At 46.2% G+C, this 12,402-nt stretch carries 8 protein-coding genes and 1 pseudogene; all 9 read left to right on the top strand.

All coding sequences use genetic code 11. The features are described from left to right. Positions 1–71, top strand: a pseudogene (locus tag R7Q41_RS22940) (elongation factor Tu); the annotation flags it as partial. A gap of 266 nt (positions 72–337) precedes the next feature. After that, positions 338–718, top strand: a complete 381-nt coding sequence (gene secE, locus R7Q41_RS22935; protein WP_005384680.1) for a preprotein translocase subunit SecE — start codon at positions 338–340, stop codon at positions 716–718. Positions 719–731: 13 nt separating this feature from the next. Then, positions 732–1,280, top strand: coding sequence for a transcription termination/antitermination protein NusG (nusG, locus tag R7Q41_RS22930; RefSeq protein ID WP_005384681.1), 549 nt, complete (start codon positions 732–734; stop codon positions 1,278–1,280). Between the two features lie 164 nt (positions 1,281–1,444). Next, on the top strand, positions 1,445–1,873 hold the full coding sequence (gene rplK / locus R7Q41_RS22925) for a 50S ribosomal protein L11 (protein ID WP_005384682.1): 429 nt from the start codon (positions 1,445–1,447) through the stop codon (positions 1,871–1,873). 4 nt (positions 1,874–1,877) lie between these two features. After that, the gene (gene rplA / locus R7Q41_RS22920) at positions 1,878–2,579 is read left to right on the top strand and encodes a 50S ribosomal protein L1 (protein ID WP_005384683.1); all 702 of its coding nucleotides are present in this window, start codon (positions 1,878–1,880) and stop codon (positions 2,577–2,579) included. Positions 2,580–2,872: 293 nt separating this feature from the next. After that, positions 2,873–3,367, top strand: a complete 495-nt coding sequence (gene rplJ, locus R7Q41_RS22915) for a 50S ribosomal protein L10 (RefSeq protein WP_005382538.1) — start codon at positions 2,873–2,875, stop codon at positions 3,365–3,367. Between the two features lie 57 nt (positions 3,368–3,424). Next, positions 3,425–3,793, top strand: a complete 369-nt coding sequence (gene rplL, locus R7Q41_RS22910; protein WP_005382540.1) for a 50S ribosomal protein L7/L12 — start codon at positions 3,425–3,427, stop codon at positions 3,791–3,793. A 252-nt stretch (positions 3,794–4,045) separates the two neighbouring features. Beyond that, positions 4,046–8,074 (top strand): DNA-directed RNA polymerase subunit beta, encoded by a 4,029-nt coding sequence (gene rpoB, locus R7Q41_RS22905; RefSeq protein ID WP_005384685.1) that lies wholly within the window; start codon positions 4,046–4,048, stop codon positions 8,072–8,074. Between the two features lie 104 nt (positions 8,075–8,178). Next, a complete protein-coding gene (rpoC, locus tag R7Q41_RS22900) occupies positions 8,179–12,381 on the top strand; it encodes a DNA-directed RNA polymerase subunit beta' (protein ID WP_005382514.1) in 4,203 nt (1,400 codons plus the stop codon). The last annotated feature ends 21 nt before the right edge of the window (positions 12,382–12,402 follow it).

The raw sequence follows: 12,402 nt of genomic DNA, 5'->3' as shown, positions 1-12,402 counted from the left end.
GTCTACGTTTCGCGATCCGTGAAGGTGGCCGTACAGTAGGTGCTGGTGTTGTTGCTAAGATCTTCGACTAATTCATAGCGAATTAGCGATGCTTTCGGAAAATCTTGAATTAGATTTGACGAACCAGTAGCAAAAAGGGCATCATTTGATGCCCTTTTTCTGCACTCAACATTATTTTTGCTGTTTTCTTGTTCAGAAGTGGGTTGGGCGCAGAGCAAGATTAAGCAAAGAGGCTTAATCTTAAGAAGAGTACGCTGATTTTTTCAGCGATATGGAGTTTGCCCTGCAACAGCGGGGTTGTTGTCGTCTATATTAAGACTTGTAACAGGTTGGTTTTATGAAAGCAAATAATGCTGAAACTCCTGATAGCTCAAACGCAGCAGATACGTTTAAGTGGGTAGCCGCTTTCGTATTGGCAGCTGCCGCTGTTGTGGGTAATTACCTGTATGGTGAAATGTCTGTAGTGGTTCGTGCTGCAGGCGTTGTTGTTCTTATTGCAGCTGCCTTAGGCGTTGCAGCAACAACGACTAAAGGTAAAGCAGCGATCAGTTTTGCAAAAGAATCTCGTATGGAAGTACGTAAAGTTGTTTGGCCTACTCGCCAAGAAACCATGCAAACAACACTGATCGTTTTAGCTGTAAGTATTGTAATGGCTCTAGTGCTATGGGGTATTGACGGAATTATGGTTCGTCTAGTAGCTCTAGCAACTGGGGTATAGAGGGTTTTTATTCATGAGTGAAGCTCCAAAAAAACGCTGGTATGTGGTTCAAGCCTTCTCTGGATTTGAAGGTCGTGTAGCTCAATCTCTGCGCGAGCATATCAAAATGCACGGCATGGAAGAGCTATTCGGTGAAGTACTGGTTCCTACTGAAGAAGTAGTGGAAATGCGCGCGGGTCAGCGTCGCAAATCTGAGCGTAAGTTCTTCCCAGGTTACGTCCTTGTTCAGATGATTATGAACGATGAATCATGGCACCTAGTACGCAGTGTGCCGCGTGTCATGGGCTTCATTGGTGGTACCTCAGACCGTCCGGCACCTATCACGGATAAAGAGGCTGACGCGATTCTTAATCGTCTTGAGAAAGCGAGTGAAGCGCCTCGTCCGCGTACAATGTACGAAGCGGGTGAAGTGGTACGTGTTAACGAAGGTCCATTTGCTGACTTCAACGGTACTGTTGAAGAAGTGGATTACGAGAAGAGCCGCCTGAAAGTGTCTGTATCGATCTTTGGTCGTGCGACACCAGTTGAGCTTGAATTTGGTCAGGTTGAAAAGCTGGACTAAGACTCTTCGTTAAAGAGTATAAAAAATCACCTTTTTAGGGTTGTATAAGGCGCGGATTATGACTATAATTTCGCGCCTTTTTACTTCAAGTGAAGTAAAAAGTTTCTTACACAAACGGGGAGCTGATCCGCGATTAGCGTTTGTACCCAAACTTAGGAATTATCATGGCTAAGAAAGTTGAAGCTTACATCAAGCTACAAGTTGCTGCTGGTATGGCTAACCCTAGTCCACCAGTAGGTCCTGCACTAGGTCAACACGGTGTGAACATCATGGAATTCTGTAAAGCGTTCAACGCAAAAACAGAATCTATTGAGAAAGGTCTACCAACTCCAGTAGTTATCACAGTATACAGCGACCGTTCTTTCACGTTCGTAACTAAGACTCCACCTGCTGCTGTTCTTCTTAAGAAAGCTGCTGGCGTTAAGTCTGGTTCAGGTCGTCCAAACACTGAAAAAGTTGGTACTGTAACTGACGCTCAAATCCAAGAAATCGCAGAAACTAAAGCTGCTGATATGACTGGTGCTGACATCGAAGCGATGAAGCGTTCTATCGCTGGTACTGCTCGTTCAATGGGCCTAGTGGTAGAGGGTTAATAAGATGGCAAAACTAACTAAGCGCATGCGCGTAATCCGCGAAAAAGTTGACGTAACTAAAGAATACGAAATCAACGAAGCTGTTGCTCTTCTTCAAGAACTAGCGACTGCTAAATTCGTTGAGTCTGTAGACGTTGCTGTTAACCTAGGCATTGATGCTCGTAAATCTGACCAGAACGTACGTGGTGCAACTGTACTACCTCACGGTACTGGCCGCGAAATCCGCGTTGCAGTGTTCACTCAAGGTGCTAACGCTGAAGCAGCTAAAGAAGCTGGCGCAGACATCGTAGGTATGGAAGATCTTGCTGAGCAAGTTAAGAAAGGCGAAATGAACTTTGACGTAGTTGTTGCTTCTCCAGATGCAATGCGCGTTGTAGGTCAACTAGGTACTATCCTAGGTCCTCGCGGTCTTATGCCAAACCCTAAAGTTGGTACTGTAACTCCTAACGTTGCTGAAGCAGTTAAAAACGCTAAAGCTGGTCAGGTTCGTTACCGTAACGACAAAAACGGCATCATCCACACTACTATCGGTAAAGCAAACTTCTCTGCTGAGCAGATCAAAGAGAACCTAGAAGCACTTCTAGTTGCTCTGAAGAAAGCTAAGCCATCTTCAGCGAAAGGTACTTTCCTGAAGAAAGTAAGCATCTCTACTACTATGGGTGCTGGTGTTGCTGTTGATCAGGCTAGCCTGAACACTCAAGCATAATTTATTTGCTTAGGCGCAAAATTAGTGTATAATTTTGCGCCTAATATTTGTGGTTGGGGCTGAACTTTGGTTCTTTGAACTGTCTCCTAGTTCGAAATGAATTAAGACCCAGTCTCCGTCCAAGACCGTAGGTGTTTGTGTAAAAGCAAACTTAATTATCCTACGTAGATGGTGCCCGAACTGACAGAAAGCTCTATGTAATATAGTTAACTTTCTTCTGGGGAAGCACCTCAATAGCTCTCACTGTCGTGATGATAGTGAGTGGTGTAACGACAACCAGGAGTAAATCCAAGATGGCTTTAAACCTTCAAGACAAAAAAGCAATTGTTGCTGAAGTCAACGAAGCTGCCAGTGGTGCACTTTCTGCAGTTGTAGCTGATTCTCGTGGCGTTCAAGTTGGCGCGATGACTTCTCTACGTAAACAAGCTCGTGAAGCTGGCGTTTACATGAGAGTTGTTCGTAACACTCTTGCTCGTCGTGCGGTTGAAGGTACTGAGTACGAGTGTCTAACTGACACTTTCACTGGTCCTACTCTAATCGCATTCTCTAATGAGCACCCAGGTGCTGCAGCGCGTCTTTTCAAAGACTTCGCTAAAGAGAACAAAGATTTCGAGATCAAAGCTGCTGCATTTGAAGGCGCTTTAACTGACGCTGAAGTACTAGCAACACTACCAACTTACGACGAAGCAATTGCACGCCTAATGATGTGCATGAAAGAAGCTTCGGCTGGCAAGCTGGCGCGTACTATCGCAGCTATCCGCGATCAAAAACAAGAAGCAGCGGCATAAGCCTTGCTTTTTACTGGTTGCTTAATAAACTTATTGTTGACTTAAAAGAGAATTGTTATGTCTATTACTAACGAGCAAATCCTAGACGCAGTTGCAGAAATGTCTGTAATGCAAGTTGTTGAACTAATCGAAGCAATGGAAGAGAAATTCGGTGTTTCTGCTGCTGCTGCTGTTGTAGCTGGCGGCGCTGCTGCAGGCGAAGCTGCTGCTGAGCAAACTGAATTCGACGTAATCCTAGAAGCTGCTGGCGGTAACAAAGTTGCTGTAATCAAAGCAGTACGTGGCGCAACTGGCCTAGGTCTTAAAGAAGCTAAAGCTCTAGTAGACGGCGCTCCAGCACCTCTTAAAGAAGGTGTTGAGAAAGCAGAAGCTGAAGCTCTTAAAGCTCAGCTAGAAGAAGCTGGTGCAACTGTTGCTGTTAAGTAATTATTGCATAGTTTCTTAGCCTAACGGCTAATTGGCTGGTGGTTTTTTAACCACCGGCCTTTTTGCGCTGTAGGGTATAGGCGAATTTTCCCGCTGTTTAAGCGCCTGATATCCATGCAAAAAACATTTCATTCTTACGAAATGAAATGTCACTACAGTAAACAGCTATATTAGTCACTGTCCCTTACCCCCCTTAAGTAACTAGGAGCGGGCGGACAGTTTGGGTCACTTATCAGCGAGCTGAGGAACCCCATGGTTTACTCTTATACCGAGAAAAAGCGCATCCGTAAGGACTTTGGTACTCGTCCACAAGTTTTGGACATTCCATACCTGCTATCGATCCAGCTCGATTCGTTCGACAAATTTATCGAACAGGATCCTGAAGGTCAATACGGTCTTGAAGCCGCTTTCCGTTCTGTATTCCCGATTCAGAGCTACAACGGCAATTCTGAGCTGCAATACGTTAGCTACCGTCTTGGTGAGCCAGTTTTTGACGTTAAAGAATGTCAAATCCGCGGTGTAACTTACTCAAAGCCACTACGTGTAAAACTACGCCTAGTTATCTTTGATAAAGACGCGCCAGCAGGTACTGTAAAAGACATTAAAGAACAAGAAGTCTACATGGGTGAAATTCCACTCATGACAGACAATGGTACCTTCGTAATCAACGGTACCGAGAGGGTTATCGTATCCCAGCTGCACCGAAGCCCAGGCGTGTTCTTCGACAGCGATAAGGGTAAGACCCACTCTTCAGGTAAAGTTTTATACAACGCACGTGTTATTCCTTACCGTGGTTCATGGCTTGATTTCGAGTTTGATCCTAAGGATAACTTGTACGTTCGTATCGACCGCCGTCGTAAGCTACCAGCATCGATCATCCTTCGTGCACTAGGTAAGTCGACAGAAGAAATCCTAGATATCTTCTTCGAGAAAGTGAACTTCGAAGTGAAAGACCAAACTCTATTGATGGAGTTGGTCCCTGATCGTCTACGTGGTGAAACTGCGTCATTCGACATCGAAGCAAATGGTAAAGTTTACGTTGAGCAAGGTCGTCGCGTAACAGCTCGTCATATCCGCCAACTAGAAAAAGATGGTGTTGATCACATCGAAGTACCAGTTGAGTACATCGTAGGTAAAGTTGCATCAAAAGATTACATCAATGAAGCAACAGGCGAGATCATTGTTAACGCTAACCAGGAAATCAGCCTGGAAGCACTAGCGAACCTATCTCAGGCTGGCCACAAAGCGCTAGAAGTTCTATTCACGAACGATCTAGACCACGGTCCATTCATGTCAGAAACACTACGTATCGACAGCACGGTTGATCGTATTTCTGCATTGGTAGAAATCTACCGCATGATGCGCCCTGGTGAGCCGCCAACAAAAGAAGCTGCAGAAGCTCTATTCGAAAGCCTATTCTTCTCTGAAGAGCGTTACGATCTATCGACTGTTGGTCGTATGAAGTTCAACAGCTCTATCGGCCGTGAAGATGCTCAAGAGCAAGGCACACTTGATGAAACTGATATCATCGAAGTGATGAAGAAGCTGATCGCGATCCGTAACGGTAAGGGCGAAGTGGACGATATCGACCACCTAGGCAACCGTCGTATCCGTTCTGTAGGCGAAATGGCTGAGAACCAGTTCCGTGTAGGTCTAGTACGTGTTGAGCGTGCAGTTAAAGAGCGTCTAAGCCTAGGCGATCTTGACGCAATCATGCCTCAAGACTTGATCAACGCGAAGCCAATTTCTGCGGCAGTTAAAGAATTCTTTGGCTCTTCACAGCTTTCACAGTTCATGGACCAAAACAACCCGCTATCAGAAGTAACGCACAAGCGTCGTATTTCTGCATTGGGTCCTGGCGGTCTAACTCGTGAACGTGCTGGCTTCGAAGTACGTGACGTACACGTAACTCACTACGGTCGTCTATGTCCTATCGAAACGCCTGAAGGTCCAAACATCGGTCTGATCAACTCTCTATCTGCGTTTGCGCGTTGTAACGAGTACGGTTTCCTAGAGACACCATACCGTCGCGTTGTAGATGGCGTAGTAACAGACGAAGTAGATTACCTATCTGCAATCGAAGAAGGCCAATTCGTTATCGCACAGGCGAACGCTAAGCTAAACGAAGATGGTACTTTTGCAGATGAGCTGATCACAGCTCGTCAGAAAGGTGAATCTGGTCTACACCCTCGTGAGCACGCTCAGTACATGGACGTTGCGACAAACCAGGTTGTATCTATCGCTGCATCGCTTATCCCGTTCCTAGAACACGATGATGCGAACCGTGCATTGATGGGTGCGAACATGCAACGTCAGGCAGTTCCAACACTGAAAGCTGACAAACCGCTTGTTGGTACTGGTATTGAACGTAACGTAGCCGTTGACTCAGGTGTAACTGCAGTTGCTAAACGTGGTGGTGTAATCCAGTCAGTAGATGCTTCTCGTATCGTTGTTAAAGTTAACGAAGAAGAGCTAGTACCAGGTGAAGCTGGTATCGACATCTACAACCTGACTAAATACACACGTTCTAACCAGAACACATGTATTAACCAGCGCCCATGTGTGATGCCAGGTGAGCCTGTATCACGCGGTGACGTTCTTGCTGATGGTCCTTCAACAGACCTTGGTGAACTAGCGCTTGGTCAAAACATGCGTATCGCGTTCATGCCTTGGAACGGTTACAACTTCGAAGACTCGATCTTAGTATCTGAGCGCGTAGTTCAAGAAGACCGTTTCACGACTATCCACATCCAAGAACTGACTTGTGTGGCGCGTGATACTAAGCTTGGTTCTGAAGAGATCACAGCGGATATTCCAAACGTAGGTGAGTCTGCTCTGTCTAAACTAGACGAGTCAGGTATCGTTTACATCGGTGCTGAAGTTAAGGGTGGCGACATCCTAGTTGGTAAAGTTACACCTAAAGGTGAAACTCAGCTAACGCCTGAAGAGAAGCTACTACGTGCAATCTTCGGTGAAAAAGCATCTGACGTTAAAGATACTTCACTACGTGTACCTAACTCTGTATCAGGTACGATCATCGACGTTCAAGTCTTTACTCGCGATGGCGTAGAGAAAGACAAGCGTGCGCTTGAAATCGAACAGATGCAGCTTAAAGAAGCGAAGAAAGACCTAACTGAAGAATTCCAGATTCTTGAGGGCGGCCTTCTAAACCGTGTTAAAGCTGTATTGATTGAAGGCGGTTACTCTGAAGCGAAACTAGACACAACTGATCGTAAGAAGTGGCTAGAACTAACGCTAGAAGATGACGCACTACAAACTCAGCTTGAGCAACTTGCTGAGCAGTGGGATGAGCTAAAAGCTGACTTCGATAAGAAGTTCGAAACTAAGCGTCGTAAGATCACTCAAGGTGATGATTTAGCACCTGGCGTCCTGAAGATCGTTAAGGTTTACCTAGCGGTTAAACGTCGCATTCAGCCTGGTGATAAGATGGCGGGTCGTCACGGTAACAAGGGTGTAATCTCTAAGATCAACCCTGTTGAAGACATGCCATACGATGAGAAAGGTCAGCCTGTAGACATCGTACTTAACCCACTGGGTGTACCTTCGCGTATGAACATCGGTCAGATCCTAGAAGTACACTTAGGTCTGGCAGCGAAAGGTATCGGTGACAAGATCAACCAGATGGTTAAAGAGCAGCAAGAACTAGCGAAATTCCGCGAGTTCCTACAAAAAGTTTACGATCTAGGCGACACTCGCCAGAAAGTAGACATTGCTTCTCTATCTGATGATGAAGTACGTACTCTGATCAAGAACTTGCGTGGCGGTCTACCAATCGCGACTCCTGTATTTGATGGCGCTCCAGAAGAGTCAATCAAAGCACTTCTTGAGCTAGCAGATCTACCAACATCAGGTCAGTTAACACTGTTTGATGGTCGCACAGGTGATGCGTTTGAGCGTCCTGTAACTGTTGGTTACATGTACATGCTGAAACTGAACCACCTTGTTGATGACAAGATGCACGCTCGTTCAACTGGTTCGTACAGCCTAGTAACTCAGCAGCCACTAGGTGGTAAAGCTCAGTTCGGTGGTCAGCGTTTCGGTGAGATGGAAGTATGGGCACTAGAAGCATACGGTGCTGCTTACACGCTACAAGAAATGCTAACGGTTAAGTCGGATGACGTTAACGGCCGTACTAAGATGTACAAGAACATCGTAGACGGTAACCACAGCATGGAACCTGGCATGCCAGAATCGTTCAACGTACTGTTGAAAGAGATCCGCTCGCTAGGTATCAACATCGAGCTAGAAGACGAAGAGTAATCCTTTTCTCTCTTGATGAAAGTCGAGAGAATCAAAGCGATTATTTGGAAGAAGGTGCTCACTTTAGCAAGTGAGCTCCTTTTAACTCCTTACAGGAGCTGATTGTGAAAGACTTATTAAACTTTCTAAAAGCACAGCATAAGACCGAAGAATTTGATGCAATCAAAATCGGTCTATCTTCACCAGACATGATCCGTTCATGGTCTTTCGGTGAAGTTAAAAAACCTGAAACGATCAACTATCGTACGTTCAAACCTGAACGCGATGGTCTGTTCTGTGCGCGTATCTTTGGTCCAGTTAAAGACTACGAATGTCTTTGTGGTAAGTACAAGCGCCTGAAGCACCGTGGTGTTATCTGTGAGAAGTGTGGTGTAGAAGTTACACAAACTAAAGTTCGTCGTGACCGTATGGGCCACATTGAACTGGCTTCACCAGTAGCTCACATCTGGTTCCTAAAATCGCTACCGTCTCGTATCGGTCTACTAATGGATATCCCTCTACGTGATATCGAACGCGTTCTGTACTTCGAAATGTACGTAGTAACAGAGCCTGGTATGACTGATCTAGAAAAAGGTCAGATGCTTACTGAAGAAGAGTATCTAGATCGTCTAGAAGAGTGGGGCGACGAGTTCACTGCTAAGATGGGTGCGGAAGCTATCAAGGACCTACTAGGTTCTATGGATATGCACGCTGAAGCAGAACAAATGCGTGAAGAGTTAGAGACAACAAACTCTGAAACTAAGCGTAAGAAAGTAACTAAGCGTCTTAAGCTGGTAGAAGCGTTCATCGCATCGGGTAACAACCCTGAGTGGATGATCCTAACTGTACTTCCAGTACTTCCGCCAGATCTACGTCCTCTAGTACCTCTAGATGGCGGTCGCTTTGCGACTTCTGATCTTAACGATCTATACCGTCGTGTGATCAACCGTAACAACCGTTTGAAGCGTCTTCTAGAGCTAGCTGCTCCGGACATCATCGTACGTAACGAAAAACGTATGCTGCAAGAGTCTGTTGATGCGCTACTAGATAACGGTCGTCGTGGTCGTGCGATCACAGGTTCTAACAAGCGTCCTCTGAAATCTCTTGCTGATATGATCAAGGGTAAACAAGGTCGTTTCCGTCAGAACCTTCTAGGTAAACGTGTAGACTACTCTGGCCGTTCTGTAATCACAGTAGGTCCATACCTTCGTCTACACCAGTGTGGTCTTCCTAAGAAGATGGCACTTGAGCTATTCAAACCATTCATCTACAGCAAGCTAGAGACTCGTGGTCTTGCGACTACAATCAAAGCTGCTAAGAAAATGGTAGAGCGTGAAGAAGCGGTCGTTTGGGATATCCTAGACGAAGTAATCCGTGAACACCCAGTACTATTGAACCGTGCACCGACACTTCACCGTCTAGGTATCCAGGCGTTCGAACCAGTACTGATCGAAGGTAAAGCGATTCAGCTACACCCACTTGTTTGTGCGGCGTACAACGCGGACTTCGATGGTGACCAAATGGCGGTTCACGTACCTCTAACTCTAGAGGCACAGCTTGAAGCTCGTACTCTGATGATGTCGACAAACAACATTCTGTCGCCAGCGTCAGGTGATCCGATCATCGTACCTTCTCAGGACGTTGTATTGGGTCTGTACTACATGACTCGTGAAAAGATCAACGTGAAAGGTGAAGGCATGTACCTTTCTGGCCCAGAAGAGGCTGAGAAAGCATACCGCACTAAACAAGCTGAGCTTCACGCACGCGTTAAAGTACGTATTACAGAAACTGTTGTAGACGAAGATGGCAACAGCACTACAGAAACCAAGATGGTAGACACCACTGTTGGTCGTGCAATGCTATGGCAAATCGTGCCAGCTGGTCTACCGTACAGCATCGTTAACCAAAAGCTAGGTAAGAAGCAAATCTCTAACCTACTTAACGAGGCGTACCGTAAACTAGGTCTGAAAGACACAGTAATCTTCGCTGACCAAATCATGTACACAGGTTTCGCATACGCGGCACTTTCTGGTGTATCTGTTGGTATCGACGATATGGTTGTACCTGCAGCTAAGTACACTGAAATCGCAGAAGCGGAAGAAGAAGTACGTGAAATCCAGGAACAGTACCAATCAGGTCTTGTTACTGCGGGCGAACGCTACAACAAAGTTATCGATATCTGGGCATCGACCAACGACCGTGTTGCGAAAGCAATGATGGAAAACCTTTCATCTGAAACGGTAGTTAACCGTGACGGTGAAGAGGAACAGCAAGAGTCATTCAATAGCATCTACATGATGGCGGACTCGGGCGCTCGTGGTTCTGCAGCACAGATTCGTCAGCTTGCGGGTATGCGTGGTCTGATGGCGCGTCCAGATGGTTCAATCATCGAAACGCCGATCACAGCGAACTTTAAAGAAGGTCTAAACGTACTTCAGTACTTTATCTCAACGCACGGTGCTCGTAAGGGTCTTGCGGATACGGCACTGAAAACAGCGAACTCGGGTTACCTAACTCGTCGTCTAGTAGACGTTGCTCAAGACGTTGTTGTAACTGAACATGACTGTGGCACTCACGAAGGTGTCGACATGATGCCTCACATCGAGGGTGGTGATGTTAAAGTTGCACTTTCTGAGCTTGCTCTTGGTCGTGTTGTTGCTGAAGACGTACTAAAACCTGGCACGGAAGACGTTCTTATTCCACGTAACACCCTGATCGATGAGAAGTGGTGTCAAATCATGGAAGAGAACTCAGTAGACAGCATGAAAGTGCGCTCTGTAGTAACGTGTGATTCTGACTTCGGTTGTTGTGCACAATGTTACGGTCGTGACCTAGCACGTGGTCACCTAGTGAACCAAGGTGAAGCAGTGGGTGTTATTGCTGCTCAGTCTATCGGTGAGCCAGGTACACAGCTAACGATGCGTACGTTCCACATCGGTGGTGCGGCATCGACAGCAGCGGCAGAGAACAGTGTTCAAGTTAAGAACAACGGTTCTATCAAGCTACACAACGCTAAATCTGTATTGGCTGATGACGGTAAGATCGTTATCACTTCTCGTGCGACAGAGTTAACTATCGTTGATGAGTTTGGTCGTACTAAAGAGAAGCACAAACTGCCTTACGGTACGCTACTAAGCAAAGGCGATGGTGATACAGTTCAAGCTGGCGAAACAGTTGCAAACTGGGAAGCGCACACACTACCTATCATTACTGAGGTAGCAGGTCGCATCCAGTTTGTAGATATGATCGACGGCGTAACAGTATCTCGTCAAACGGATGACCTAACTGGTCTATCTTCAAGCGAAGTAACTGACCCAGCAGCTCGCCCTTCAGCAGGTAAAGATATGCGTCCAGCTATCAAACTTGTTGACGAGCAAGGTAACGATGTAATGATCCCTGGTACTGATATGCCAGCTCACTACTTCCTACCTGGTAAAGCGATTGTGAACATCGAAGATGGCGCAGCAGTAGGTGTTGGTGCAACACTAGCACGTATTCCTCAGAAGTCTGGCGGTAACAAAGATATCACCGGTGGTCTTCCACGAGTTGCTGACCTATTTGAAGCACGTAAGCCGAAAGAGCCTGCAATCCTTGCTGAGCACACAGGTACTGTGAGCTTTGGTAAAGAGACGAAAGGTAAACGTCGCCTAGTGATCACACGTGAAAGCGGTGAAGCTTACGAAGAGATGATTCCTAAGCATCGTCAGTTGAACGTATTCGAAGGTGAAAAAGTTGAACGTGGTGATGTGATCGCAGATGGTCCAGAGTCTCCACATGACATCCTACGTCTACGTGGTGTACACGCGGTAACGCAGTACATTGCTAACGAAGTACAGGAAGTTTACCGTCTACAAGGCGTTAAGATTAACGATAAGCACATTGAAACTATCGTTCGTCAGATGCTGCGTAAGTGTACTATTACTCACTCTGGTGACTCTGAGTTCCTACCTGGTGAGCAGATTGAGTACTCACAAGTTAAGATTGCTAACCGTAACCTAGAAGCTGAAGGCAAAGAGCCTGCACGTTTCGAACGTGAACTACTAGGTATTACTAAAGCATCTCTAGCGACTGAGTCGTTCATCTCTGCGGCATCGTTCCAGGAGACAACTCGCGTACTAACAGAAGCTGCGGTTTCTGGTAAGCGTGATGACCTACGTGGTCTGAAAGAGAACGTAATTGTTGGTCGTCTGATCCCAGCTGGTACTGGTTTCGCATACCACCAAGAGCGTCAAGCTAAACGTTCTGAAGCGCAAGATGGTCCTTCTGCTGAGCAAGCAACGGATAACCTAGCGGCACTTCTAAACGCTGGTTTCTCTTCTGAAGAGTAAGTCATATAACGAGTAATCGTT

Origin of the sequence: Vibrio sp. 2096, assembly GCF_033339595.1 — a bacterium.
Taxonomy (GTDB): Bacteria; Pseudomonadota; Gammaproteobacteria; order Enterobacterales; family Vibrionaceae; genus Vibrio; species Vibrio alginolyticus.
This window is presented reverse-complemented; position numbering and strand designations above follow the sequence as displayed.

Coding starts and splice junctions, on each gene's coding strand:
- nusG (WP_005384681.1), top strand. CDS start 732: ATGAGTGAAGCTCCAAAAAAACGCTGGTATGTGGTTCAAGCCTTCTCT.
- rplL (WP_005382540.1), top strand. CDS start 3,425: ATGTCTATTACTAACGAGCAAATCCTAGACGCAGTTGCAGAAATGTCT.
- rplA (WP_005384683.1), top strand. CDS start 1,878: ATGGCAAAACTAACTAAGCGCATGCGCGTAATCCGCGAAAAAGTTGAC.
- rplJ (WP_005382538.1), top strand. CDS start 2,873: ATGGCTTTAAACCTTCAAGACAAAAAAGCAATTGTTGCTGAAGTCAAC.
- rpoB (WP_005384685.1), top strand. CDS start 4,046: ATGGTTTACTCTTATACCGAGAAAAAGCGCATCCGTAAGGACTTTGGT.
- rplK (WP_005384682.1), top strand. CDS start 1,445: ATGGCTAAGAAAGTTGAAGCTTACATCAAGCTACAAGTTGCTGCTGGT.
- secE (WP_005384680.1), top strand. CDS start 338: ATGAAAGCAAATAATGCTGAAACTCCTGATAGCTCAAACGCAGCAGAT.